We start from the raw sequence: 26,717 nt of genomic DNA, 5'->3' as shown, positions 1-26,717 counted from the left end.
ATGCGACGCCCCAGGCTGGGCCCGTTACGCCTTGGCAATAATGTCCGCTTCGCGCTCAGCCTTGGCTGCCGCTTTTTCACGGATCAGGCGCTCCAGGTCATCCACCAGATTCTCATTCTTGAATTTTCGGTCCGGCTGTCCGTCTACATAGACGGCGTGACTCGGGGTACCACCGGTAAGGCCGATATCCACCTCCTTCGCTTCGCCGGGACCATTGACGATACAGCCGATCACCGCCACATCCAACGGTGTGGTGACATCCTCCAGGCGCGTCTCCAGCTCGTTCATGGTTTTTACCACATCGAAATTCTGGCGCGAGCAGCTGGGGCAGGCAATAAAGTTGATGCCCTTGTTGCGCAGACGCAGGCTCTTGAGTAAGTCCCAGCCCACCTTGACCTCTTCCACCGGGTCCGCCGCTAGGGAGACGCGCAAGGTATCGCCAATGCCATCGAGCAGCAGAGCACCGAGACCGATTGCGGATTTGACCGTGCCGGCACGCAGGCCGCCAGCTTCGGTAATCCCCAAGTGCAAGGGCTGCTCAATCTGCTGCGCCAGTTTGCGATAGGCGGCGGTGGCCATAAAGATATCTGAGGCCTTTACGCTGACCTTGAAGTCCTGAAAGTTCAGGCTGTCGAGGATATCGACATGGCGCAGGGCGGACTCCACCAGGGCATCGGGAGTGGGCTCGCCGTATTTTTTCTGAAGGTCTTTTTCCAGGGAACCCGCGTTCACGCCGATACGAATCGGAATATTCAGGTCGCGAGCTTTATCTACCACCGCGCGAATGCGCTTTTCACGGCCGATATTACCGGGGTTGATGCGCAGGCAATCTACACCCAAATCGGCCACGCGCAAGGCGATGCGGTAATCGAAATGAATATCCGCTACCAACGGGACATTCACCTGTTTTTTTATTTCCCCGAAAGCCTCGGCGGCCTCCATGCTGGGCACGGAGACCCGCACAATATCGGCACCGGCGTTCTCTAAGCGCTGAATCTGGCCCACAGTGGCGGGCACATCACAGGTTTCGGTATTGGTCATGCTCTGCACCGAGATTGGGGCATCGCCCCCAACCGGCACATTACCTACCATGATCTGGCGCGACTTGCGGCGGACAATGGGAGATTCAAATTGCATAGGCTGACCTGGCAGTATTGCTGCTAAAAAATCGAGGGAGAGATTATAGAGAGATTGGGCGCAAACCTACAGGGTTCGCGCCCAAACCGCGAAGATCCCTTTAATCGCCTACGATCAGGCGGCGGGTCCGGCGGTTGCCGATGGGGCCACTATCGATGGTTTGCTCGCGGTAAACCACCTTGGTGGCGCCGGCGTTACCGAGCATCAATTCAAAGGGCGCGCGTCCGTCCAGGGTCTTGGAGCTGCCTGCGGCCTGCACGCCGGCAAGTAGTACAACGCCCTCGGCGTCCTTCACTTCAATCCAGGAGTCCTCATCAAAACTGAGCAACAGAGCCCCTTGCAGCTGTTTGTCCAGCTGGGCGACTTCTGCGGGAAGCTGCTCCGCCGACTCTATCGATTGCTCGGTGATCTCCGCAGTAGAAGGTGCCGATTCCTCTGTAGCCGCCACCGCCTCTACCGCCGGTTGCGGTGCAGCCTGGTGCTGCAATTCGGGAGCCTCGGCCAGAGACACGTCAATCGAAGTGGGCTCCTCTTGGCTGGTTTCCCTGGGCACGGAGCGTATTTGATTGGTTTGCGCAACCGGCGCACTTTGCTCGGCAGAGTTCTGCAGAGCGGGAATAGTCACCGGGCCCCCGTAGAGCCACCAGAAAACGCCGCCCACCGCTACTAGCGGCAGCAGTGCCAAAAAGCCCTGCCCACGTTTGCGCGCCGGACGCAGAGCATCGGCTTTGATTTCGATACGACTCGAATCTTTGCGCGTCGGCCGCTTCGGACGCGCAGCATCATAAGCAGAGAGCACAGGTACAGAATCAATACTCAGCTCCCGGCAGATATTGCGGATATAACCCCGCGCATAAACAGCCTCCGGCTGGCGTTCATAGAGATCGCTTTCGAGCCACTCCACGGTGTTATCAATAATACACAGGCGCTGGGAAAGCTCCTCGCGGGATAACCCGGCCGCCTCGCGCGCTGCGCGCAGCATAGTGCCGGGAGACAGCTGTGTATTGGATTCGCTTTGGCCGCTGTCGCGGTGCACGGAACTGCTATCCGTCATTACCACTCAACTCCTGATATTTCAGTGTTTCCGCAGAGTACGGGTACAAATTTTTCAGCGCAAGGGCGTAACTGAGCTCCTTGTCGCGGTTGCCAAACACCTTCTCGATCCGGACTCCCAACCACAGGGACTGCGGTGTCTGGCGGCTGCTCTCACTGTATTTATCGAGATACTGCTTGGCCACGGCATAATCGCCGGACCCATATTTGAGCTCCGCCAGCTCCAATAAGGCAACCGGCAGATTTCCATTGAGAGCCAACGCACGGGTGTAGGCCCTCTCGGCCTCCTCCACCATACCCAAACGGCCGGCTGTACGGCCGTAATTAACCAGGGCAAAAAAGCGGCGGTTATAGGTCAGGTCGGCAGAGGCCTGGCGAAACTGCTCCAGCGCAGCCTCGTATCGCTCCTGCTGATAGAGGAAAACACCATAATTGGTACGCGCCATTGAGAAGTCATCATCGTAGCGCAGGGCCTTTTTAAAGTGGGATTCCGCCACTTTCAGTTCACCATCAGCTTGATACAACAGAGCCAGGCCGTGGTGGGCCATGGGGTTCTTTCTGCCCAATTCCAGAGCCTTATTGAAATGGCGGCGGGCCAGCTCGCGATTCTCATCGCTCTGCAGATAGCGAATACCGAGCTGAACGTGGGTTTCCAGTGCATTCTCCAGATTAACTTCCCGGCGTTCAGGCATCCCGGTGGTCACACATCCCCCCAGCAAAGCGGCGAGTATCAGCCCAAGCAAAGGCAGGCCAAAAAATTTTGCAGACACAACATCACCCGTAAATTTATTTTTTATCTATCCGTTTGGGGATCAAGAAAAGACCGGTTCCAATCACAATCGGGGCAAGCCCGAATAGAAGCCATGATGATACCTCACCGGCAAAGGGGGGCTTCAGAGTCACCCACTCGCTGAATCACGATGCTGTCTAGGCCAGCGGTCCTTTAATCCGATCCCTTTATCTATAGTGCCGCAAAGTACTGTTAGTTTCAGCAGTGTACCCCTAATAAATTCCAGTTAGCCCAGCCCCCAGCCACTGGAAAATCAAGAAAATCGTGGACTAGCCCCACAAATGACAATCCGATGAGCCCCAGGCTCACCAGAAAAATCAATAACTTTTGAAGTAGGACTCCAGTACTACAATGCGTTGCCCGCCCCATCTTTTGCATCCAGCTGCCGGCCGTCGGGTCCACCATCGCGGGGGGGGATCAATGTGCGGATGGAGTTGGATGCGCTGTTGGCGGCATCTGGATCTGTCAATGTTCCCAAAAAGCGCACGACCAGATCGATCTCCGTGTCGCTGAGGTTATTGCCCGCATCACCACCATTGGCCGCGAGAATGGCCTGGGAGAGCGCAAGGCCATTGGGTGCCACTTTAGTGGCGCAGTTTGCCAGATGCTCAAATTGCGCCAAATCACACATTTCACTATTGGCGTAGTATTGGTTAATGGAGGCCGCGCGATCACGATAGTGCTCGACATTTCTGCGCAGGGTAGCGAATTGACCACTGTGCCCCCAGGGACCTGTGATCGCCACATTCAGCAGTGTTGGCGGCCGGAAAGCACCCGCACCATTTGCCCCCAGATCTGCCCCACTGCCATTCTCATCGGTACCTATACCAATTTGTGGATAGTTTGCGGGACGCGGGCCTTCCGAGGTGAAAAATGCCCCCGCGTGACAATTAGTACAGCCGGAATTCCCCGACATAAAAGTAATCGCACCACGCTTCTCATCACTGTCGAGGGCGCTCGAGTCACCATCCACATAATCGAAAAATGGGTTATCTATAAAAAGCTGCACCGCTTCAAACGCCGCGATAGCCTGCGCTATGCGGCTGAAAGTAATTTGGTCATCACCAAAAGCTGCGCTAAACAATGCACTCCAGGACTCCCGTCCCAGATTGGCCGCCACTATATCCTCGCGATAATTGGTGTTGCCACTATCGCTGCTCGCGTCATAACCGAACTGGGTGACATCGCCCATCTCCGCTGGATTGGTTATTGGAAAGTGTGCCTGTGCCATCATCAGCGCCAGAGTACCTGTGCCTACCGCCGCTTCGGTATTGAGGCTGACATCCCGCGAATCGGTGCGCACTCCGCGATCGGTGAGCGCAACCCGGTTATCCCAGAAGAGCCCCTGGCTCCACAACCCCACGTTACAAATAGGCTGGGCGTTTCTGGGAACGATGGGCACTTCGTTGATACCGTCCGAGCGACCGGGACCAATCAGTGCGGAATCCACTGGATTCACACCAACGGGCATAGAGAGATTGTCACCGCTACAGCCAACTGCGGCGTGGTGGCAGGAGGCACAGGCCACATCGTCATTGGCACTGAGGGATTTACTGTAAAACAGGCGCATACCCAGCTCGATCATGGCCGGGTCCTGTTCACTGCGGACCCTGGCGGCAAAAGCGCGCATATCCTGCAAGTGCCCCGCCATGTTATTCAATTCCAACATAGCCTCCAGACAGGTATCCAGATCCTCATCCAATAAATCCAGGGCACTGCGAACATTTTTACATTCGTCTAAGTTCACCAGGCGCTCGAGGACCGGTACCGTTACCGCACCATTGTTAAGACCGCTATTGCTGTTATTGATCAGGGTTTTTGCGCTGGCCCGCGCCGTCTGTTCGTCGTTGTCCAGATCACCGCTGGTCACCGCGTAGCTGTACTCGGTATTGACCGACAACCCTTGGTCCACATAGAAAGCGCTGCTGGTTTCGGCAATTTTTTCACCGCCGCGATAAATACGGTAAGTCACACCGTCGCGCTGCCAGGATAGGCCGATACTGGTCCCGGAAAAGGCGTTGGCGATCAGCTCCTGCGGGGCACTGCTCTGCCCAGTTTCTGTATCCGTATCGGTATCGGTGCCCGTATTATCATCAGAATCTGTGCCGGTATTGCCACCGGAGCCCGTATCGCCCTCCACAGTTTCCGCATCACTGCTGTCACCTCCATCGGAGGAACCGGAACTACAGCCAACCGCCAACAGAAACAGTGGCAAGACCAATACTCTGAGTAGTAATGAAGTGGATAATTTGAAATGGAATGTTGCAGCCTGCATAGACCCCAGCTAACCCCGTCGATTGAATTATTATCAGAAAAATCTGGACCATCAACGCAGGGATAAGTGCCCAGGTTGACACCAAAGGGTAACCGTAGATCAAGAAAGACCGACGACTACCGCTAAATGCGTTTGACGCTACCCTAAAGTGTTTCTTTGCCACAATCTGTTGAAACTGTCGCAAAGCGCTGCAGGGCTCATATTGGGCTTCAGCAATGAGAAGTTCCTACACAAACGGAGAGGATCTTCCACACATCCAGATCGCCAACTGCCGCGCAATCAGACTCACAGGCAACTGGACAGGATCAATCTCAGTTAGAAGTCAAAGTTAAAAACAAAATTGTAGGCAAAGTTGGCAGTCGCCAGGGAAGAGCTATTCGGGGAATCGGATATTTTTAGTTCTGACTTAGCGCAGCCAGAAAAAGCCACCAATAGAAGGGGCCAGACCGGGAGGGATATTCACGAGCCGGCCAGAAAAATAACCACGGACCGGCTTCACAGGCTTAGAAAAGGCGTTGATATTCAGCCAACGATACGCACCGGACGTTCGGCATTGCGATAGCGCTCGGAACGGCGGGTGCGATCATTCACACTGCCGGCCAGCTGCCCACAGGCCGCGTCGATATCGTCGCCGCGGGTGGTGCGCACGGTAACGGTATAGCCCTTGTCGAGCAAAATCTGTTGGAACCGACGCAGAGCGTTGTTACTCACGCGCTGGTAATCGGAGAGTTCGAACGGATTGAAAGGGATCAAGTTGATCTTTACCGGAATCTCCCGCAGCAATTCTGCCAATTCTTCGGCGTGCTCCGGACGGTCGTTGATCTCGCGCATCAGGGTATATTCGATGGTCATCTTGCGGTGGGTATCCGGCATCTTCTCGATATAGCGCTTGGCGGAATCCAGCAATACCGCTATCGGGTATTTTTTATTGATCGGCACCAGCTCGTTGCGCAGTTCGTCGTTGGGCGCGTGCAGAGAGATCGCCAGGCTTACATCGGTCACATCGGCGAGGCGGTCCAGTGCCGGCACTACTCCGGAGGTAGACAGGGTCACGCGGCGCTTGGAGATACCGTAAGCGTTGTCTTCCATCATCAGGTTCATGGCATCGACCACATTGTCGAAGTTGAGCAGCGGCTCGCCCATCCCCATCATCACCACGTTGGTGACTTTGCGCGGACCTTTCGGGTCCAGTTGGCCGAAAGATTTACAGGCGATCCACACCTGTCCAATAATTTCTGCCGCGGTCAAATCGCGGTTAAAACCTTGCTTACCGGTCGCGCAGAAGCTGCAATCCAGGGAGCACCCCACCTGGGAAGAAACACATAGAGTGCCCCGCTCACCATCGGGGATATAAACGGTCTCGATGGCATTGCCACCTTCGACTTCGATCAACCACTTGCGCGTGCCATCGGCGGAGTCCCACTGATTCAACACTTTTGGTGCGCGAACCTCAGCCACTTCCGTCAATTTCTGACGCAGGGTCTTGCTGACATTGGTCATCTCAGCAAAATCGTCCACCCCATTCTGGTGTATCCACTTTAAAACCTGAACAGCGCGGAAGCGCTTCTCGCCCAATGAGTCAAAAAAGGCGGCCAGCTTTTCAACGGAAAGGCCGAGCAGGTTGGTTTTCTCAGTGGTCATTCGGTTCACCTCGGGGGAAGAATTGCACCGGCCCGAGCGGGCCGATGCGATTGCAGTACGCGAATTAAGCGCGCGGGCAGATTTCGTCATCTGCGAAGAAGTAGCTCACTTCGCGAGCAGCAGATTCAGCGGAATCGGAACCGTGTACGGCGTTGGCGTCGATGCTGTCCGCGAAGTCGGCGCGGATGGTGCCGGCGGTCGCTTCTTTCGGATTAGTAGCCCCCATCAGATCGCGGTTAGCCAGGATGGCGTTTTCACCTTCCAGAACCTGTACAACAACCGGACCGGAGGTCATGAAGTCAACCAAGTCTTTGAAGAAAGGGCGTTCTTTGTGCTCAGCGTAAAAGCCTTCGGCCTTCTCCTGGGACAGGTGAACCATTTTCATGGCAACAATGCTCAGACCGGCTTTTTCAAAACGGCTCTCGATTTCACCGATGACATTTTTGGCTACTGCGTCCGGCTTAATGATAGAAAGAGTACGCTCCAGGGCCATGGTTATCTCCAAATTAATTTTTGTAACTGAACTTACATATAGAAAGAGCAACCTGCTCAGTTGCTCTTCCGTGATATTCCTTTCATACCCACCGCGGGGTACTCAATTTTTAATCACCGCTTTTCGCGGCCGGCGGATTATACGGGGTATTGATCGACTTTTGTACTCCAATACCAATACCCTACTGAACCCGGTCTGGCTATTCGCGCTCCTCGATCCAGGCGGCCTGAATCGCCTCAAGGATCTTCTCACCGCAGCGGCCGGGGTCGTCGTCAAAACCCGGCAGGGCCACCACCCAGTTGCGCAGGTCAACAAAATTGACCGTGAGCGGATCTACATCTTCATGCGTTTCACAGAGTTCAATGGCAATATCGTGAATATCTGTCCACTTCATCGGCTTGGCTTCCTCACCCGCTGTTATCAGTGCTTTTCAGACACCTGATTGATGGTGTACTTGGGAATCTCAACCACCAGGTCCTCATCTTCTACGATTGCCTGGCAGGATAGACGCGACTCGGGTTCCAGTCCCCAGGCCTTATCCAGTAAATCCTCTTCCAGCTCATCGGGCTCTTCCAGAGAGTAGAAGCCCTCCCGCACAATCACGTGGCAGGTGGTACAGGCGCAAGCCTTTTCGCAGGCGTGTTCAATCTCGATATCATTGGCGAGCGCCGCGTCGATCACACTGACGCCGCTCTTCGCTTCCACCACTTTACCCTCGGGGCACATTTCTGGATGGGGTAAAAATACTATCTTCGGCATAGGTACTGACTCTCTATGGTCTCAATCCGACGGGGGCGAGCCCCGGCCGCAGGTTGTGCAGGCTATGCGCCCACCTCTTATTTATCAAATTCGTCCAGGCTGTGCCCCCGCATGGCACGCTTGATCGAGGCATCCATACGCCTCGCGGCAAAGGGCTCGGACAGTTTGTTGAGTGACTCCATTCGCAAACGGATTTCCTCGGCATCGCCGCCGTTATGCGCCAAGCGCAGGGCTTCCATGGCATGCTCCAGTTCACTCAACTCACGCTCTTCAAGCAGCTGGGCGCCGTTTTCACGCAGAGCAATCAGCAAGCTCTCGAGCGTGCGCTCCGCCTCCACCTGGGCCTCGCGTAGAGCGCGCAGGGCAATATCTTCCTTTGCGTGGGTGTAGGACTCCTGCAACATGCGCGCAATATCTTTGTCTTCAAGGCCATAGGAGGGCTTCACGGTAATATCTGCGCTCACTCCACTGCTCTTCTCCATAGCGCTCACAGACAGCAAACCGTCTGCATCCACCTGGAAGGTGACGCGGATATGAGCCGCGCCCGCCACCATCGCAGGAATACCGCGCAACTCGAAACGGGCCAGCGAACGGCAGTCGCTTACCAGTTCCCGCTCCCCCTGCACCACATGGATCGCCATCGCGGTCTGGCCATCTTTGAAGGTGGTGAATTCCTGGGCCTTGGCCACCGGGATAGTGGTATTGCGCGCGATCAGCTTCTCAGTCAACCCGCCCATGATCTCGAGACCCAGCGACAGCGGGATCACATCCAGCAGCAGCAGATCGTCACCCGACTTGTTGCCCACCAACACATCCGCCTGCAAGGCAGCGCCGATGGCAACCACTTGGTCCGGGTCAATTTCCGCATGGGGAGGACGAGCAAAGTAACCCTCGACCCGTTCGCGCACACGCAGGGTGCGAGTGGAGCCCCCCACCAAAACCACTTCCTGTACTTCGTCAACACCAATATCGGCATCGCGCAAGGCCCTTTTACAGGCGCGCAAAGTCTTATCGATCAACGGGTCCAGTAGCGAGGCCATCGTTTCCCGGTCGAGCACGCCCTGCCAATCCCCGTGGCGTACCTCCACCTGTTCAAACCTGGACAGGGATTCCTTGGCGGCGCAGGCACTATCCAGCAATACCCGCTGAGTCATGGCGTCCAGGTTGGTACCCAGTCCCGCCTGATCGGCAATCCAGGCGGCAATGGTGCGATCGAAGTCGTCACCACCCAAAGCGGTATCGCCACCGGTGGCCATCACCTCAAAGACACCGCGGGAAAGGCGCATAATAGAGATATCAAAGGTCCCGCCACCGAGGTCATAGACGGCAATCACGCCCTCCTCCCCCTGATCCAGGCCGTAGGCCACGGCAGCGGCGGTCGGCTCATTGAGCAGACGCAATACCTTGAGGCCAGCCAGTTTGGCCGCATCCTTGGTGGCCTGACGCTGGGCGTCATCAAAATAGGCTGGGACCGTGATTACCGCACCGTCGAGTTCCCCGCCCTCTGCGCCGTAGAGTGCCTGACGACCGCGCTGGGCCAGCTTTTTAAGGATCTCCGCCGACACCTGCACCGGATTCACCGGACCCGCGGCAGTTTCAATCGTGGGCATACCGCCATCGCTATCGGAAAAGTGGTAGGGCAACTGTTCGCCCAGACTTTTGACGTCGGCCACTCCGCGCCCCATCAGGCGCTTAATCGACAACATAGTGTTGTAGGGGTCTGCGGCAGCGCGCGCGCGCGCCTGGGCACCGACGGTAATCCCCTCGCTGGCGTAATGTACCGCCGAGGGCAGAATGACACTGCCATCTTCAGCGGCAATGGCCTCTGCCGAGCCGCTGCGCACCGTGGCCACCAGCGAGTTGGTGGTGCCCAGGTCGATACCCACTGCGTGCTTGCGCTGATGGGGGTCGGGGCTCTGTCCCGGTTCGGAAATCTGCAGTAATGCCATTGCTTGTCTCTTCTGTCATCGGGATTAATCGCGCTGGCACAGCCTGTGCCAGCTCCCGGTTTATATTCTGATACCGCTTATTTAATCGCCGAACAGGTCGGCTTCCAGCTCTTCCACTTGTGACTGTAATTTCACCAGGAACTGCTGTTTGCGCAGGGAATCCTCGGCTTCGCTGAGCTTGCCCGCCGCATAGGTCTCGGCAAATCGCCTCTGCTCCCCGCGACAGAGGCCATCGACCTCTTCGGCGAGCTCTTCCAGCGCGGCGGTGGGGTTTGGCTCTTCGCGCACTTCCTCGAGGCGCTCACGCAACAGCATCTGCTGCATGAGAAATTGCGTATCGGCGGTGGTCTGCTCCGGCGGCACTTCCACACCGGCGAGCTTGAGCAGATAGGCCGCGCGCTGTACTGGATCGCGCAGCACCGTGTGAGCTTCATTGATCTGTGCAGCCATAGATATAGCCAGCAGCTGTTCGCGCTCGGATTTGGAAGCGTATTTATCCGGGTGAAATTCCCGCTGTAATTCCCGATAACGCACGGCCAACGCACTGCGATCGAGTTCAAAGGCGGGTTCGAGCCCGAATATTTCGAAATGGGTCAGATTGGTTGCCATCTCAGTTCACCTGCCGGCACTAGGCCTTAAAAACTGGGCGGCGGCGCCCCCACCCGGCATGGGTTGCCGGGCCAATAAAAAGGCCGGCATGCGCAACGCACCCGGCCTCACTGTAGCGGGCCCCGGTCAGACGTGAAAACTCTCGCCGCAGCCACACTCGTTTTTAACGTTGGGGTTAGAGAAGGTAAAGCCCTCATTGAGCCCTTCCTTGACGAAATCAAGCTGGGTACCATCCAGGTAAACCAAGCTCTTGGGGTCTACGATCAGCTGTACGCCGCCGTACTCAAACACCTCGTCTTCGGCTTCTGCCGAATCGACAAATTCCAGAACATAGGCAAGGCCCGAACACCCGGCGGTTTTAACCCCCACACGAATGCCGATACCTTTGCCGCGCTTGGCCAGCTGACTCTTAATATGAGCCTGGGCGGCCTCGGTCATGGTAATAGCCAAAACAATACCTTCACTACTGTTGGGCTCGGGGCCCGGTAGATTAACCCGCAGCGGATTCCTGCGTGTCGCCAGCTTCAACGGATTCGCCACGCTTCTCGCGGATATTGCGCACTGCCGCCTTGATCGCGTCTTCCGCGAGCACCGAACAGTGAATCTTCACCGGCGGCAGGGCCAACTCTTCGGCGATGGCAGTATTTTTGATCTGCTCCGCCTCATCGATGGTCTTGCCCTTCACCCACTCGGTCAGCAGGGAGCTGGAGGCGATAGCGGAACCACAGCCGTAGGTTTTGAACTTGGCGTCTTCAATCACACCCTCATCGCTCACCTGAATCTGCAGACGCATTACGTCGCCACAGGCGGGCGCGCCCACCATTCCAGTACCCACGTTGTCCGACTTGTCGTCCATACGACCGACATTGCGGGGGTGCTCGTAGTGGTCAATTACTTTATCGCTATAGGCCATGACTTTTCTCCTAACTCATGCGCGCGCTTAGTGAGCGGCCCATTCAATCTTGTTTAGGTCGACACCGTCTTTGTACATATCCCAAAGCGGCGATAATTCGCGCAGTTTTTCCACCGCCTTGCGCACGGCAGCCGCTGCGGTATCCACGTCCTGCTCGCTGGTGAAACGACCAAAGCTAAAACGCAGGGAGCTGTGTGCAAGCTCGTCGTTCACACCCAGAGCACGCAATACATAGCTGGGCTCGAGACTCGCCGAAGTGCATGCGGAACCAGACGAAATCGCCAGATCGCGCAGAGACATGATCAGGCTCTCACCCTCAACAAAGGCAAAACTGACATTCAGGTTGCCCGGTATACGCTGTTCGGCGGAACCGTTGATGTGCACCTCTTCCATATCCTTGATCAGATCCCAGAAGCGGTTACGCAGCGCCACCAGGCGCGTATTTTCCTCGGCCATTTCCTCTTTGGCGATGCGGAAAGCCTCACCCATGCCGACGATCTGGTGGGTGGGCAGGGTTCCGGAACGCATTCCGCGCTCGTGACCGCCACCGTGCATCTGTGCTTCCAGGCGCACGCGGGGCTTGCGGCGTACATACAGGGCGCCGATGCCCTTGGGACCGTAAATTTTGTGGGCGGAGAAAGACATCAAATCGACCTTCATTTCCTGCAGGTCGATAGCCAGCTTACCGGCGCTCTGCGCCGCATCCACATGAAAGATCACCTTGCGCGAGCGGCACAGCTCACCGATAGCGGCGATATCGTTAATGACGCCGATCTCGTTGTTCACATGCATCAGGCTCACCAGAATGGTGTCCTCGCGCAGCGCTTCCTCGAGCTGCTGTGGCGTCACGATGCCGTCTTTGCCGGGGTTGAGGTAAGTCACCTCAAAGCCTTCGCGCTCCAGCTGGCGACAGGTATCCAGAACCGCTTTGTGCTCGATCTTGGATGTGATGATGTGCTTGCCGCGCCCCTGATAAAAGTGGGCGGCACCCTTGATGCCCAGGTTGTCGGACTCGGTGGCACCACTGGTCCAGACAATCTCACGGGGGTCGGCATTTATCAGCTCGGCCACCTGGCGACGGGCATTTTCCACCGCCTCTTCGGCCTTCCAGCCATACAGGTGGGACCGAGAAGCCGGGTTGCCGAAGTTGCCTTCCATCGTCAACTGCTCTGCCATCTTTGCAGCGACACGCGGGTCAACCGGACAGGTAGCTGAATAATCCAGGTAGATGGGAAGCTTCATAGTCATACCGTTTCCGCTCAATAATTCTCAAATATTCCGCTTTGGCCACTCAGGTGGCCGATGCTTACAGACCGCCGAGTAAGGCGACCCGCTGTTCCGGTGCTTCGCGCATATCCTGGCGGCGCGCCACTTCCTGTACCTCGGCGCGAGACACCAGGTTCGCCAGGCTGATACCGCTCAGGAATCCGTGAATCTGGTCACTCAGATCGGACCAGAGATAATGGGTCAGGCACTGCTCGCCATTGGCACAATCGGCATTACCGCCACAGCTGGTGGCATCCACCGATTCATTGACCGCATCAATGATCTGCGCCACAAAAATTTCCTCGCCATCGCGAGCCAGGCGATAACCACCGCCGGGACCGCGCACACTGGACACCAGCCCAGATTGCCGCAGGCGTGAAAATAGCTGTTCCAGATAAGACAGAGAAATCCCCTGTCGCTTGGAAATATCTGCCAAGCTGATCGGTCCGCGCTCGGCATGCAACGCCAGATCCAGCATGGCGGTTACCGCGTAGCGGCCCTTGGTTGTCAAACGCATACCAGCTCCAAACTGATGTACAGCCTTTTCCGATGGGGCGCGAGTATGAAATAACCCAGCACCTTAGTCAAGTATATAACCAAGCGCAGTACTCGGGTACTCAACTAGTCCGGGCGCCCCTTACCACCAGAGCGGTGTATATGGTTTTGGATGGCGGTCAACATGCCGCGCAGGATGCCCAGCTCCATATCGTCCGGACGCACCCGACTAAACAGTCTGCGCAGGCGGGTCATCGTCTGACGGGGGTTATCGGGGTCGATAAATCCGAGTTCACCAAGAGCCTGTTGCAAGTGCGCAAAATAGAGCTCCATATCGCTGGCCTTGGCCGGCGGGCGGTCCCAATCGGCGTAGCTCAAGGGCTCGCCTCTATCCGCCTCCAGTGCCGCCATACGTACCTCGTAGGCCAGTACCTGCACCGCAGTAGCCAGATTCAAAGAGCTGTATTCGGGGTTCGCAGGAATATGTACGTGGAAATTGCAGGCCTGTAACTCCTCATTGGTCAAACCGCGATCCTCGCGGCCGAATACCAGCGCCACCGGATGGCTCGAGGCTTCGGCCACGGCGCGTTCACCGCACTGGCGCGGCGTGAGCAGGGGCCAGGGAATACGCCGCTCGCGGGCACTGGTGGCCACTACCAAACCGCAGTCCGCCACCGCCTCCTCCAAAGTATCCACCACAACGGCACGGTCGAGCAGCTCCGCTGCGCCGGCGGCGCGCCACACGGCATTGGCCGCGGGGAATTCGCGCGGCGCCACCAGATAGAGCTGACTCAGGCCCATATTCTTCAAAGCGCGTGCGGCGCCACCGATATTTCCGGGGTGGGCGCTGTTAACCAGAACCACGCGCACATTGTCGAGCGCATTGGGCGGAGTCGTATCTAAAGGGGGCTTGGCCATACTGAAAGTAATAATTCGATGTCATGGGGGCGCGCGAGTGTAGCAAAAAGGAGCGGGAATCCCTACAATCGCGTCCGCTGCGGTTAACCCGCAGTCTGCTTTTTAACCACTTCAACCACTCAGTGCGGAATAGTTATGGAACCCATGCTAAATATTGCCCTGCGCGCAGCGCGCAAGGCTGGAGAATTGATCGAACGGGCCTGGGAGCGCGGCGACCTGATGAAATTCGAGGAAAAATCGCGCAACGATTTCGTCACCGAAGTGGATAAGGCCAGCGAACAGGAAATCATTTACCACCTGCGCAAAGCCTACCCCAAGCACAGCATTCGCGCGGAAGAAAGCGGCCTGATCGAAGGCGCCGAGCCCGACTACGAGTGGATTATCGACCCCCTTGATGGCACCACCAATTTTATCCACGGCGTACCGCAGTTTGCGGTATCCATCGCCTGTCGCTACCGCGGCCGCATTGAACACGCGGTGGTGCTGGACCCCATCAAACGCGAAGAATTTACCGCGAGCCGCGGCCGCGGCGCGGCGCTGAACGGTCGCCGCATCCGAGTCTCCCCGCGCCAAGGTTTACGCGGCGCTCTGATCGGTACCGGCCTGCCCTTTAACGGTCCGGCACTGGAAAATATCGACCCTTATTTGCGCGCACTAAAAGAAATCGCCGGACAGACCGCCGGTATCCGCCGTCCCGGCGCCGCCGCACTGGACCTGGCCTATGTTGCCGCCGGACGCTTCGACGGCTTCTGGGAGATGTACTTGAACACCTGGGATATCGCCGCGGGCTCCCTGTTGGTTAAAGAGGCCGGCGGCCTGATCAGCGACTTCCGCGGTGGCGAAGATTACCTGGACTCCGGCAATCTGGTATGTGCCACCCCCAGAGTCTTCAAGCCGCTGGTGCAAATCGTGGGCAAACACCTGGGCAGCATACGCTAAGCCATCCACGCGCACTGGTCCGGCGGTAGCCGGACCAGTGCTCTGTTACACCGCGATTAAACCGCCCTCCCGCCCCGCCCAAGCGTTTCCGCCAACACTCTCGAGAGCTGCATAAAATCAAACTGAGCCGGCAGGGCCGGGTGGCTTTCACCACTGCGATTTTCCCCCACCAGTACAAAACGCATCGCTCTCGTGGAAATATCTTCCCCCAAGATGTCCACCAGATCAGAGGCGGACATCCCCGGCACCTCACTGTGAAACAGCAATACATCCGGATGCTGGGTACGCGCCATAAAAATAGCCTCCACCACATCGGTGGCCACCAGGCACTGAACCTGAGGGGTATCTTTCAGCATCCCTTTGACACGGCTCACCGCCGAGGGACGGTTATCCACAAGCAGCAAACGCCCCTCGGGTAAATGCGGCGGATCTTGTGGATTGGCAGAGAAACTCATTAGAGCATCGGGGGCATCAATCATGGGAAATTCGATCCAGAAAACCGAGCCCTGCCCCTCTTGGCTGTCAAAATTAATACGCCCGCCCATAGCCTGCGTGAGGCGCCTGGCAATCGCCAGGCCCACACCGGTGCCCTCGATATGGCCCTTTTCCTCCCCCAGGCGGTTGAAGGGTTCGAATACCTCACCGCGCCGGTTCGGCGGGATACCTTTGCCGGTATCGAGAATACTCAAGCGCAGCCACCCTTCCGCCTGCGGCGTGAAATTAATAATGACCCGACCGCTCTCCCGGTTGTACTTAATCGCGTTACCGGCGAGATTCAGTACCACTTGCTTGTAGCGCACCGGGTCGGCACAGATATAGGCGGACTCCCAGCCGAGAGGCTCGAAGACCAAACTCACCCGCCGAGTTTCCGCCAGCGGCTCCAAAAGGCGCTTACACTCAGCCACCAACTCCGCCGGGCGCACCGATTCCATCGAGGGGCCGAGTCGCCGGCTATCAATTCGAGCGAGCTCCAAGACATCTCCCACCAGGTGCAACAAATGCTGACCAGCACGGCGAATTTCCCCCAGGCGCTGGCGCTGTTCCGAATTCAGGCTCTGATCCAGCTCCACCATCTGGCTATATCCCAAAATGGCATTGAGCGGGGTACGCAGCTCGTGACTCAGGCTAAACAACAGATCGGCCCGGTGGGCGTTTTCCTCACGTTGCTGATGTAACTCCCGCTCCAGCCGTGCCAGGGCTTCGCGACTGGCGCTGATATCCTGCAAAGTGCCGAGTACCCGCACCGGCTGGCCGCGGCTATCCAGTTGCGCTTTGCCGCGGCAACGCACCCACACCAGGCTGCCATCGGAGCGCCACAGGCGAAACTCTACATCCAGCGGCAGGCGATCGCGCACATGGTCCAGCATGGATTGCTCCACCCGGGAAATATCCTCGGTGAGAATGCGGGCCTTCCACTGCTCCGCGGCAGAGCGCCCAATACTGCGAATCGGGCTCACTTCGTAGCCGAGAATCCCCCAACAGGCATCATCGAGGACCATCTCATCAGCGCGTAAATCCCACTCCCACAAACCGTCCCCAACCCCGGAAAGTGCCTGCAGTGGCCGCTCGCTGGGCAAGCTTGTCAAGTAGCGCTGGGACAGGGCCTCGCTATAATCCGCACAGTGACCGATAACGATGACCTCAGTGCCATCGGCACTGGTGGTTGCGCGCCCACAAAAACGCAGCCAGCGCAGCTGGCCGGTAATATCATAGGCGCGGAAGGTAATATCAAAATAGCCCCCCTGGCTGACGATGCGATGGCGCAGGGCGAAGAGGCGGTGGCGTTCGTCGGAGTGCACCGGGTGCAACTCGCTGCCACTCCACAGGGCTTCGAGGGCCCGCTCGGCACTGTCAGCAAACAAATGCCAAATATCCCCCTGAGCACGCTGTACACCGCTGTTTAAGTGCCACTCCCACAGACCGCAGTCCACATCCATCATCAACCCCTGCAGGTGACCAACCTGGTGGGCGAGCTCCACCCCAGACAGGGAGTGCAACTCCTCGGGAGTGGCCAGCAGAAAAGGAATATGGGGCGGAGCGGGATTTAGTGATTCGGACACGCTTAACTCGATTCGTTGGCATTTGCTGGCAGTCGTAAGGGGCATTTATACCCAGCCCGATATAGAGCGTCTATTTACTGGGCATTAGTACCAAGCAGAATTCCACACGGAGTCACAAAAATAAAATTTATTTCAGACATTGTGAAATGTATGGGAAGGCGAAAGCATAAAAAAGGCCCCGCATTGCGGGGCCATAATCAGCGATGATGAGAGAAAACGGGAAGTTTCTCAGTGGAAACGGTTTGCCATAACCCCATGCAAACTCCCCGAAGTGCAGGTCATGCGTCCCACACGCTTTAAATAATGCAAGCGCTATGCCAGCTTTTGAGGTCCTCACCGGGAAGCCCCCTGCCCCAGAGCCTCTTTTCCCAAGTTATACGACCCAACAAATGCCAACCTCCCTATTTTTTGCACCACAAAGAGGCGCCAAGAGCCAGGCCTCGCAATCTTACCTACACCCACAGATCAGGCCAATTCGAAAATTTGTGCCACAATTTTTACAGATCTGTTGGGGGCTCCTCTGGATACAGACCGGAAGGGCTATGTGGCAGCCCCAGGTAAATCCTTCGCTGATCTTCGGGGTAACGCGGATGAGTACAGTTTCGGCAAACGCCGCAGAGAAGAGAAAGCGCTATTGGGCCCCCACGATTCTCTTTGCCAGCACCGGTTTACTGGCTCTGACCGCCGTGCCCCTATATGGATTCGAGTACGGCTACTCCTGGCAACAGTGGCTTGCCTTCCTGCTGGTGACCGGACTGTGCGGCATTTCTATTTCGGCGGGCAACCACCGCCTGTGGACCCATAAAACATACAAGACCCACTGGCTGATGCGCTTACTTTTTGCCCTTTTTAGCGCAGCAACCCTACAAAACACCACATTGAACTGGTGCGCGGCGCACCGCGCGCATCACCGCTATACCGACAACAACGACCTGGACCCCCACTCCTCGGCGCGGGGACTTTGGTTTTCACATCTGGACTGGATGATGCGCGAATACCCCTCCGGCATGAAAAGTCACGACAATGTGCGGGACCTACAACGAGATAAGATTGTGATGTGGCAGCACCGTAACTACCTGCCGATCGCCATCGCGATGAATCTTGCTATCTGCTTGGTATTCGGTTGGATTACCGGTGACATTATCGCCATGTTCCTGCTCGCGGTCGTATTGCGTATGGTGATCAATCACCACGCCGCATTTGCCCTCAATTCCTTCGGGCATCGCTGGGGGCACAGAAAATACAAAAGCGATATCTCTGCTCGGGATAATCCACTGATTAATATTTTTGCTTTCGGCGAGGGCTACCACAATTACCACCACGCCTTTCCTGGAGACTTTCGCAATGGCGTTGGTTGGCTTGCCTACGATCCGAGCAAATGGCTGATAAAGGTGCTCAGTTGGTTCGGCATCACCCGGCAACTGAGAACCGCCACGGATATGCAGGTTCAGAAAACCGTACAGGAAGTAAAATTTGAACACACAGAACAGCAATTAAAAGAACTGGAAGCGGGGGATCAGGAGAATTGGCGGTCTCTATTAGATCGGGAGCGAGCGGACTTTTGTAAAACCATGGAGGAGTGGCGGGTACTACTGGCAGAGCGCCGTAAGATTGCTCAAGACGGTCCCGCCAAAAAATGGAAGTTGGCGGCCATCCAGACAAAAATCCGCGATTTGAAATTTCGCCTCAAAATGCAGAGCCGGCGTCTGCGATTATTAGTGCGGCAATCCCGCTTAAACGCTGCCACCGCCAGCTCAATAGGCTTCGGTAAATAAAACTACGGAATGGCCTGGGCCTATGACATACAAATCAGATTCACCTTTCCTGGCAAGGTAAAAGGCGCAACTTTGGAGTCAGGACGCACCCCCACCCAATCATTATCTATATTTTCTATGTATCTGGCTTTTACCGCCAAATACCACCCAGAAAAATTACGCCGCTAGTTCACGGGTTTCCTCAAAGCCATTTCGCAGCCAGGCTAGAAATATGCGCACAACGCCACCAGCGACCATCACCAAACTAAAGCGCTTCTGGCCTTCTACATTACTGTTTGCCATCACCGGTATACTGGCACTGACTGCCGTGCCTATTTATGGTGTTGTGTACGGTTATCACTGGTACCAGTGGTTAGCATTTGCCATTTTCGGTGGCCTGTGCGCTTTCTCTATATCAGCGGGAACCCACCGTATGTGGTCGCACCGCAGTTATGATGCACACTGGTCTCTACGCCTGTTTTTCGCCCTGTTCAGTGCAGCCGCCATACAAGGCAGCATACTAAATTGGTGTGCCGGCCACCGAAATCACCACCGTTATACCGATGACAATGACCGCGACCCCTATTCGGCGAGGCGCGGCTTCTGGTTTTCTCACATCGACTGGATGATGCACGAATACCCGAGCAGTCATCTCGACTACAAGAATGTCGCAGACTTAAAGCAGGATAAGATTGTAATGTGGCAACACAACTACTACATCCCCATCATCATCTCGATGAACCTGGGGATTCTCTTAGTCCTGGGTCTGCTCACCGGTGATGTTATTGGCATGCTTCTGCTCGCCGGAGTTCTTCGTCTGGTAGTTAATCACCACACAACTTTTATGATCAATTCGCTCGCCCACATGTGGGGCCCACGTCCCTATAAAGACGATATCAGCGCTAGGGACAACTACCTTGTCAACTTTTTTTTATGTGGAGAGGGGTATCACAATTACCACCACACTTTTCAAACTGACTATCGCAATGGCATTCACTTGTACCACTACGACCCGACCAAATGGGTAATCAAATTATTGAGCTGGTTGCGGATTACCTACAATCTGAAAGTTGCATCCCCAATACAGATTCAAAAGGCAAAACTCAGCGTACAATTCAGACAGGCCGAGAGAAAACTTGCGATTGGCAAGCGTAAGGAGGAATGGCTGCAACTCCTGAGAAATGAGTCCGCACAGTTCTCTAAAACCTTGGACAACTGGAAAAAGCTGCAATTACAAAATACCCAGTGCCACGGGGAGCAACTCACAGAGAAATGGAACCGGATGACCATTCAAAGTAAGGTTAAAGAGGTGGAGTACAGCCTGAAAATGCAAAGCAAGCGCCTGGGTCTACTGATAAAACAGTGCCAGGCGGACACGACGGCGGCCACCTGACGCAGCGCTCTGCAAGGGCTACTGCAAAGCTATAACGTAAATTCCCGGATGACTGCCGCAAGGCGAATCAAAGAGTTTTTTCCACAGCAAATTCGCGCATGGAAAATGCCACCCGCTCGTCCACGCCTTTTTCGAACATCTCCTGCTCCAGCCCCTCGATAAAGCCCAGGCGCTGACGCAAACCCACCCCATTGGCCACCTGGATTGCAAGGCCGGGGCGGGCATTGGCTTCGAGCAACAGCGGGCCTCTCTCGCGGTCCAGTACTATGTCACAGCCAAGATAACCGAGACCGGTCATTTCGTAGCAACTTGCCGCCAGGCGCACCAGGTCGTACCAACCGGGCACCTTGAGCTCGCCAAAAGACATCTCCGTATCTGGATGGTGTTGAATCCGCAGCCCGCGCTGGACCGCATGACAGCTCCGGCCCGTAGCCAGGTCGACTCCCACACCCACGGCTCCCTGGTGCAAATTGGCCTTACCGTCGGAATCGTGCGTTGAGCAGCGCAGCATCGCCATTACCGGATAGCCGCGGAACACGATGACGCGGATATCCGGCACGCCCTCAAACGAGTAATCTTGAAAGACCGGATCGAAATCCACCAGGGCCTCTACCATCACCCGGTCGGGCTTGCCGCCGAGACTGTAGAGGCCACTGTGAATATTGTTGACGTGGCGCAAGATATCCAGGGCTTCAATTTCCGAACCGGAAATCTTTTTGTATTTTTCGCCCTCGCGCCCGGCGATCACCAGAATGCCCTTTCCTCCGGAGCCCCGCGCCGGCTTGATCACAAACTTCCATAGAGGTTCGATCACCTCCATCACGCGCTTGCGGCTAGCCGGAGTTTCAAACGCCGCAATCAACTCCGGTACCGGAATCCCTACACGCTTGGCCGCGTGCTTGGTATTGAGCTTATCATCGACGATGGGAAATTTTTCCCGGTCGTTATAGCGCGCAATGTAATTGATATTGCGTGCATTCATACCGAGTATGCCCATCTCACTCAGCGCCAGTGGCGAAACTATTCCACCGCGCACTTTGTTGATCAGGTGCCGGAAAGAAAACTGCAGCATCGCAATCCCCCTACTTAACCAGAGGCCGGAAACGCATGAGCTCGCTGAGACGATAACCGGTGTAGTTGCCCACAACCAGAATAAACGCCAGCAATACCAACAGCAGTTCAGGGAAGTTAAATGTCCAATGCTCTACATAGCGGTTGGTCATCACCCACCAAGCCAGCACCGCAACCAACAGACTGCCGCCGGCCTGCACGACCACTTCGTAGGGGCCGTCTTCCTCCCAAACGATGGACATGCGCTCAATTGTCCAGGCCAGGATAATCATCGGGAAGAACGTCACTGTCAGCGCCTGTTCGATGCCGAGTTTGTAACTAACCACACTGATCACCCCCATAATGATCACCACCGTGACCACCACGGCGGCGATCCTCGACACAAGGAGCAGGTTGAGCCGGCTTAAATAGAACCTCACCCAAAGTCCCAACACCAGGATCAACACAAAAATTGACAGACCGGTGAGCAACTGGGTTTCAATAAAAGCAATCGCCAGCAGTACCGGCATAAAGGTACCGGAGGTGCGCAAGCCAACAAACACGCGTAATAGCACCACCACCAAAGCACCCACCGGCACCAGCAGAATCAATTTAAAAATGCTCTGCTGCTCGATAGGCAGACTGTAGATGGAGAAATCCACCAGCGCGTCTTTCTCATCCCGACTACTGCGCATGGAGACATCCCGCGCAGGCACGTCATTGGCAATCACCGAGAAGGTCACCTGGGAATTGCGTCCACCTTCCAGATCGAGCAGGCTCTTGCCACCGCGCTGCCAGATAAAGAAATTGTCGGGAACACCGGGCAAGCCACTACCGGGCTCGAATACGATCCAACGCTTACCGTCATACACTTCGAGCAGATCCTCGGGATCGAGGCGGCGGCGATCATCTTCCAAGTAGAGGCCGCGAATACGGTGGGCCGGTATATCGGCAGTGGCAAGCATCAACAGGGCCACATCCACTAGGGACTTGTCGGCATAGTGGCGAAAGATAAGGTTGCGGTCCTGATTGCCGTCGTCATTGAGTTCAAACAGCAACTGGGTGGTGAAGGACTCCACATCGGAAGAGCGCTCGCGGGCCTGCTTCACCAGGGAATTGATGGCCAGGCGCACGGCCTCCTGCTCCCGCGCACCGAGGAAGGGCTTCTTCACTTTGGTACTAAGGTTCAGTGGCTGCTCCAGCGCCGCACCGGGTGTCTGATACACATCGAGCTGGTAGAACAGGGACTGGGAACCCTCGGCGGAGCGGCGCGTCCAGACTGCCCGATACTCGTCATTTTCGCGGGCAATAAAAAAGCCAAAACCGGAAGAACTGAAGGTTTCTCCGAGAATTTCCATATTGCGCTGCTCGCGCGGCAGCGTCAATGCCGCCTTCACCGGACCACCCTCGGCATCGAATCCCACTTTGGCTTCAATAGTCCACACGGTACGGTATTCACCCGGCAGCAGCGGGAAACCCAATTCGAAATGTTTGTAAGCGGTGAGACCCGCTCCGATCAATGCGAGCAGTGCCGCAATTACATAAACTTGAACGCGCGGCGACATTCGCCATTCCCCGTAAATCTATGGTTCCAAAAGGGAACCTAACTTTATAAGCGGCCTATTTAACTCCGAATACCCGGGGTTGCCCCTGGATATTGCGTCGGCTCACATCGACAACCGCAGCATCTTTTAGGAAATTGCGTCCCAGCAGCATCACTACATCGGTACCACCCTCATCGGTGAGGCTGACTTCGACCAGATGGGTGACCTCCCCTACGGTCAGGTTCATTTCCACCACCGGGCGCCGCTGGCTTGGAAATCCGACACGTGTCGTGCGGATATGGCGTTTTATCGGCAGCTCGATAGAAGCGGGCTTGGCTTTGCTATCTGCCTGCGGCGGTAACAGCTGTACCCTGATCCAGTCTTCACCATCGCGCTCAAAGCGTGTCAGTGTCTGGGCGCGCAGAGTGGTCGTCGGCGCACCGGTATCTACGATAGACTCAATAATCAGGCCGGAGGGTTCGATGGAGATTTCCTCCACAGCCCCGAGCACCAGCTTGTCCTCAGCAACGGGCACTTCGACTATTTTTTCAACTCTTCGTTCGATGACTTTTTCAACAACCCGGATTTCCGGCTCCGCACAAATCACTTCTGCAAGCTCGGGGCACTGCGCTATTTGGCCCTGTGGCTGCCCCACTGGTGCAGCAGCGGGCGCAGCCCCCTGCCCGCTCTGTTCGGGATACATCAGCGATTGACAGCCCAGCATCAACTGCACCGTCACCAATAACCACAGAAGGGAAAATTTCTGCATCCTAACGATTACCTCTAGCCCCATTAGCATTCCAGTCCGACCACACCGTCTTCGCAGCGTTCACAGTAGCAAGCGCAGAAATTCCTTCCCACACCAGGCAAAAGGTCGATATTAGCCTATGAAAGAGCCCAGTGAACAGGGATGTTCCTACTCTCGACCTATGCAAGCGCCACAATGTGACGCGCGCCAAGTCTTGAGAATTTGAATATTACGCGTGAACCGTTACAGCATTGAAGGTAGATGAGCCACAGGAAGGGCGCCCCTTTGAGCGCCGGAAAAATCTGATTCAGCCGCGCTGCAGACGCTCGTCGATTCCTTTGAGGATAACCACCAGCGGCTCAGCACCACCGCGGTTTTTGAAATACTCCTCGGCAATAGGAGCGATACCGCACCGCTGCGGCAACGGCATCTCCCCCTCGACCAACTGGCGCATACGCGGCAGGAAGATGAACTGCAGCCACTGGGGCAGAGTCAGGGTATCGACACAGAAAGGTTCGCTGCTGGCCAGGGCCTCCGCCGGCGGCATCTCCTCCTGCCACAGGGCCATAAGGCGCAATTCCGCTTCGAGCTGTAACAATTGATCGGCGACTTCAGAGTAGATAGCTTGCATAAAATCCAGCACCTGGGGCCACCCTTTCTGGGCGGCAAAAGACTCCGGCATCCCGGATAAACAGGCCGGGCCTGCTGGTAAAAACCGGGATGCCAATATAGACATTACTCAATCCGGCGATTAAAAGGCGGCAGTGAATTGAGAATCGCCTGGCCGTAACGGCGACTCACAACCCGGCGATCCAGCAGTGTGACGGTGCCGCTATCGCCCTCCGCACGCAGCAGGCGGCCGCAAGCCTGTACCAGCTTGAGGGCTGCATCGGGCACCGTGATCTGCATAAAGGGATTGCCGCCCTTGGCCTCAATCCACTCTGCCAGGGCCGCCTCGATAGGGTCATCGGGCACAGCAAACGGCAGCTTAGCTATCACCACATGCTTACAGTAATCCCCCGGCAGGTCGAGGCCCTCAGCAAAACTGGCAAGACCGAACAGCACACTGCTGCCGCCACCATCGACAATCTCACGATGGCTGTCCAGCAGCAGCTGTCGGGACTGCTGACCCTGCATCAGGATACGGTTGCGCCAGGTACCCGGCAACGCCTCGTACACGGTTTCCATCTGGCGGCGGGAGGAGAACAACACCAGGGAACCGCCCCCCTCTTTGAGCAACTCCGGCAGGGCATCGATCACCGCATCGGTGTGTTGATCTGCCTTGCCCGCATCCACCGCGCAGGCGGGCACTTGCAGCGTGGCGCGGGAAAAATCAAAGGGACTCGGCACCACCTGGTAACTGGCATTCTCCGGGGTGCCGGCGCGCATGCGCAGGCGGTCAAACTTACCCAGAGCTGTGAGCGTCGCCGAGGTAAGTACCGCGCCATAACAGCGCCGCCACAGGCTGTACTCCAGTGTTTTGCCCGCCAGGATCGGCGAACTGCACACTTCAAAATCAGTGGAGCCACCCCAATCTACCAGGGTAATCCAGCGCGCTTGCGGTAGGGCCCCATCGGCATCGGCGCGGGCGTAATTAGCCCACAAGAGCAAATTGGCCTCGGCGCGCCCATACCAGCTACCCAGCTGTGGGTACCAGCGCTCCAGGTCCACAATGGGTACCGGCGAGTGCGCGTCCTCCAGCATGCGCTGGGCTGTTTGCAACATTTTGCCCAGCAAGCCTTCCAACTCATCAAAGTCCTCGCGCAGCTTTTCCGCCAACTGCATCATGGACTCCGGCACGACACCGCCCTCAAAACGGTGGCGGCTGGTATTGCCGCGCTCATCCTCAAAGTCACAGAGTTCTTCGATCAGCGGCCACATCTGCTCCAACCCCTGCTTGGCGGAAGTGAGTGCCGCCGGCAATTGTTCGCCACAACGATCCAGCTCAGCGCCGTCGCCGATCTCGCCGAGCATCTGGCCGAGGGCCTTATTGGCTTGATCCAACCAGCCCGTGGAGGCGCCGACACGGCTGTGATGCGAGAAATGATTTAGGGCCTTGTCCGGCAGGTGATGAGCTTCGTCGAGGACGTAAATCGTCTCCTCGGGGGGCGGCAGAATTGCGCCGCCCCCCAGGGCCAAGTCCGCCAGTAACAGGTCGTGGTTGGCGACAATCACCTGAGTCTTACTCAGGCTCTCCCGCGCGCGGAAGAAACTGCAATTGGTGACATGGGGGCAGCGACGGCCACTGCACTGGCGGTGATCGGTGGTCACCCGACCCCAGTCTTCGGCCTCGATGGTCTCCGGCCAGTTGTCGCGGTCGCCATCCCAGCGCCCCGAAGCCAAATTGTCAGTCATTTTTTGGTAGAGGGCGACACTCTCCGCCTCGACCTGGGGAAGCTCATCTTCATAGAGCCCGAGAGAGAGGCCGGTGCCACTGGCGGAAAAGCTGGAAAGCAATTGATCCAGCTTCGACAAACACAGATAGCGACCGCGCCCTTTGGCCAGGGTGAACTCAAATTTGAGACCACTGTGGCGGGCTACCTCGGGCAGATCTTTGTGGATAATCTGTTCCTGCAGAGCCACCGTCGCGGTGGAAATCACCAGGGTTTTATCCTGGGCCTGGGCCAGGGGAATCGCGGCGAGTAGGTAGGAGACCGTCTTACCGGTGCCTGTGCCGGCTTCCACCACACAGATATGCTTCCCATCGGTTTTTTCGCTATCGCGCTCGCCACTGGCATTCTGGGTAATAGCGCCGAGGGTGCGGGCAATAGCCGCCACCATAAGCTTTTGCCCATAGCGGGCTGTTAGCCCACGGCTGGACAGGAATTGGCTGTAGGCGGCCTGGATGGCACTTTTGTGTTTGTCATTGAGCACGGGGAGTGAGGTCTATTCGCTAGTGAGTGGCGCAGGGGGCGCTATTATCTACTAAGC

General features: G+C 56.5%; 24 protein-coding genes. 3 read left to right on the top strand and 21 right to left on the bottom strand.

What is annotated here, in order from left to right; translation table 11 throughout:
• Positions 1 to 24 precede the first annotated feature (24 nt).
• From ispG to trmJ, 15 genes are all read right to left on the bottom strand, one after another.
• Positions 25 to 1,137, bottom strand: coding sequence for a flavodoxin-dependent (E)-4-hydroxy-3-methylbut-2-enyl-diphosphate synthase (ispG, locus tag ACCI51_RS12905; RefSeq protein ID WP_371843914.1), 1,113 nt, complete (start codon positions 1,135 to 1,137; stop codon positions 25 to 27).
• Between the two features lie 100 nt (positions 1,138 to 1,237).
• Positions 1,238 to 2,191 carry a RodZ domain-containing protein gene (locus tag ACCI51_RS12900; protein WP_371843913.1) on the bottom strand — a complete coding sequence of 318 codons (954 nt, stop codon included), beginning with the start codon at positions 2,189 to 2,191 and terminating at the stop codon, positions 1,238 to 1,240.
• Entirely contained in the window at positions 2,181 to 2,960 is a 780-nt protein-coding gene (gene pilW / locus ACCI51_RS12895; RefSeq protein ID WP_371843912.1) for a type IV pilus biogenesis/stability protein PilW, read from the bottom strand. Before pilW ends, ACCI51_RS12900 begins: the two co-directional genes overlap by 11 nt.
• A gap of 366 nt (positions 2,961 to 3,326) precedes the next feature.
• Positions 3,327 to 5,195 (bottom strand): cytochrome-c peroxidase, encoded by a 1,869-nt coding sequence (locus tag ACCI51_RS12890; protein WP_371843911.1) that lies wholly within the window; start codon positions 5,193 to 5,195, stop codon positions 3,327 to 3,329.
• A 582-nt stretch (positions 5,196 to 5,777) separates the two neighbouring features.
• The gene (gene rlmN, locus ACCI51_RS12885) at positions 5,778 to 6,896 is read right to left on the bottom strand and encodes a 23S rRNA (adenine(2503)-C(2))-methyltransferase RlmN (protein ID WP_371843910.1); all 1,119 of its coding nucleotides are present in this window, start codon (positions 6,894 to 6,896) and stop codon (positions 5,778 to 5,780) included.
• Positions 6,897 to 6,960: 64 nt separating this feature from the next.
• Complete coding sequence (gene ndk, locus ACCI51_RS12880) at positions 6,961 to 7,389, bottom strand: nucleoside-diphosphate kinase (RefSeq protein WP_299581736.1); 429 nt, start codon at positions 7,387 to 7,389, stop codon at positions 6,961 to 6,963.
• A 199-nt stretch (positions 7,390 to 7,588) separates the two neighbouring features.
• Positions 7,589 to 7,783 carry a Fe-S cluster assembly protein IscX gene (gene iscX / locus ACCI51_RS12875; protein ID WP_299581733.1) on the bottom strand — a complete coding sequence of 65 codons (195 nt, stop codon included), beginning with the start codon at positions 7,781 to 7,783 and terminating at the stop codon, positions 7,589 to 7,591.
• Positions 7,784 to 7,809: 26 nt separating this feature from the next.
• Positions 7,810 to 8,148 (bottom strand): ISC system 2Fe-2S type ferredoxin, encoded by a 339-nt coding sequence (fdx, locus tag ACCI51_RS12870; RefSeq protein WP_299581730.1) that lies wholly within the window; start codon positions 8,146 to 8,148, stop codon positions 7,810 to 7,812.
• A gap of 77 nt (positions 8,149 to 8,225) precedes the next feature.
• The gene (hscA, locus tag ACCI51_RS12865; protein ID WP_371843908.1) at positions 8,226 to 10,097 is read right to left on the bottom strand and encodes a Fe-S protein assembly chaperone HscA; all 1,872 of its coding nucleotides are present in this window, start codon (positions 10,095 to 10,097) and stop codon (positions 8,226 to 8,228) included.
• 81 nt (positions 10,098 to 10,178) lie between these two features.
• Positions 10,179 to 10,706: a Fe-S protein assembly co-chaperone HscB gene (gene hscB, locus ACCI51_RS12860; RefSeq protein WP_299581723.1), complete on the bottom strand. Its 528-nt coding sequence runs from the start codon at positions 10,704 to 10,706 to the stop codon at positions 10,179 to 10,181.
• A 126-nt stretch (positions 10,707 to 10,832) separates the two neighbouring features.
• Positions 10,833 to 11,234 (bottom strand): iron-sulfur cluster assembly protein IscA, encoded by a 402-nt coding sequence (gene iscA / locus ACCI51_RS12855; protein WP_455363779.1) that lies wholly within the window; start codon positions 11,232 to 11,234, stop codon positions 10,833 to 10,835.
• The gene (iscU, locus tag ACCI51_RS12850; RefSeq protein WP_299581721.1) at positions 11,197 to 11,619 is read right to left on the bottom strand and encodes a Fe-S cluster assembly scaffold IscU; all 423 of its coding nucleotides are present in this window, start codon (positions 11,617 to 11,619) and stop codon (positions 11,197 to 11,199) included. Before iscU ends, iscA begins: the two co-directional genes overlap by 38 nt.
• A gap of 27 nt (positions 11,620 to 11,646) precedes the next feature.
• Positions 11,647 to 12,861, bottom strand: a complete 1,215-nt coding sequence (locus tag ACCI51_RS12845) for an IscS subfamily cysteine desulfurase (protein ID WP_371844026.1) — start codon at positions 12,859 to 12,861, stop codon at positions 11,647 to 11,649.
• A gap of 64 nt (positions 12,862 to 12,925) precedes the next feature.
• Entirely contained in the window at positions 12,926 to 13,402 is a 477-nt protein-coding gene (gene iscR / locus ACCI51_RS12840) for a Fe-S cluster assembly transcriptional regulator IscR (RefSeq protein WP_299581718.1), read from the bottom strand.
• Between the two features lie 104 nt (positions 13,403 to 13,506).
• Entirely contained in the window at positions 13,507 to 14,298 is a 792-nt protein-coding gene (gene trmJ, locus ACCI51_RS12835; protein WP_299581715.1) for a tRNA (cytosine(32)/uridine(32)-2'-O)-methyltransferase TrmJ, read from the bottom strand.
• A 135-nt stretch (positions 14,299 to 14,433) separates the two neighbouring features.
• Between trmJ and ACCI51_RS12830 the strand changes: the two genes are divergently transcribed.
• Positions 14,434 to 15,237, top strand: coding sequence for an inositol monophosphatase family protein (locus ACCI51_RS12830; protein ID WP_299581712.1), 804 nt, complete (start codon positions 14,434 to 14,436; stop codon positions 15,235 to 15,237).
• Between the two features lie 56 nt (positions 15,238 to 15,293).
• Here the strand turns inward: ACCI51_RS12830 and ACCI51_RS12825 are convergent, their stop codons facing one another.
• Positions 15,294 to 17,297, bottom strand: coding sequence for an ATP-binding response regulator (locus ACCI51_RS12825; protein WP_371843906.1), 2,004 nt, complete (start codon positions 17,295 to 17,297; stop codon positions 15,294 to 15,296).
• Positions 17,298 to 17,887: 590 nt separating this feature from the next.
• Here ACCI51_RS12825 and ACCI51_RS12820 point away from each other — a divergent pair.
• Positions 17,888 to 19,072, top strand: coding sequence for an acyl-CoA desaturase (locus ACCI51_RS12820; protein WP_371843904.1), 1,185 nt, complete (start codon positions 17,888 to 17,890; stop codon positions 19,070 to 19,072).
• Between the two features lie 211 nt (positions 19,073 to 19,283).
• On the top strand, positions 19,284 to 20,444 hold the full coding sequence (locus ACCI51_RS12815; RefSeq protein ID WP_371843903.1) for an acyl-CoA desaturase: 1,161 nt from the start codon (positions 19,284 to 19,286) through the stop codon (positions 20,442 to 20,444).
• 67 nt (positions 20,445 to 20,511) lie between these two features.
• On the opposite strand, the gene ACCI51_RS12810 is transcribed toward ACCI51_RS12815, so the two are convergent.
• From ACCI51_RS12810 to dinG, 5 genes are all read right to left on the bottom strand, one after another.
• The gene (locus ACCI51_RS12810; protein ID WP_299581698.1) at positions 20,512 to 21,516 is read right to left on the bottom strand and encodes an alpha-L-glutamate ligase-like protein; all 1,005 of its coding nucleotides are present in this window, start codon (positions 21,514 to 21,516) and stop codon (positions 20,512 to 20,514) included.
• A 10-nt stretch (positions 21,517 to 21,526) separates the two neighbouring features.
• A complete protein-coding gene (locus tag ACCI51_RS12805; protein ID WP_299581694.1) occupies positions 21,527 to 23,059 on the bottom strand; it encodes an inactive transglutaminase family protein in 1,533 nt (510 codons plus the stop codon).
• Positions 23,060 to 23,114: 55 nt separating this feature from the next.
• Positions 23,115 to 23,807 carry an ATP-dependent zinc protease family protein gene (locus ACCI51_RS12800; RefSeq protein ID WP_371843901.1) on the bottom strand — a complete coding sequence of 231 codons (693 nt, stop codon included), beginning with the start codon at positions 23,805 to 23,807 and terminating at the stop codon, positions 23,115 to 23,117.
• 286 nt (positions 23,808 to 24,093) lie between these two features.
• Positions 24,094 to 24,522 (bottom strand): YqcC family protein, encoded by a 429-nt coding sequence (locus ACCI51_RS12795; RefSeq protein ID WP_371843900.1) that lies wholly within the window; start codon positions 24,520 to 24,522, stop codon positions 24,094 to 24,096.
• A complete protein-coding gene (gene dinG, locus ACCI51_RS12790) occupies positions 24,522 to 26,660 on the bottom strand; it encodes an ATP-dependent DNA helicase DinG (RefSeq protein ID WP_371843899.1) in 2,139 nt (712 codons plus the stop codon). The genes ACCI51_RS12795 and dinG overlap by 1 nt, the downstream gene beginning before the upstream one ends.
• Between the last annotated feature and the right edge of the window lie 57 nt (positions 26,661 to 26,717).

It is taken from the genome of Microbulbifer echini (genome assembly GCF_041447225.1).
GTDB lineage: Bacteria > Pseudomonadota > Gammaproteobacteria > Pseudomonadales > Cellvibrionaceae > Microbulbifer > Microbulbifer echini.
Note: the sequence above shows the minus strand (reverse complement) of the source record. Positions and strands in the feature narration are given on the sequence as shown.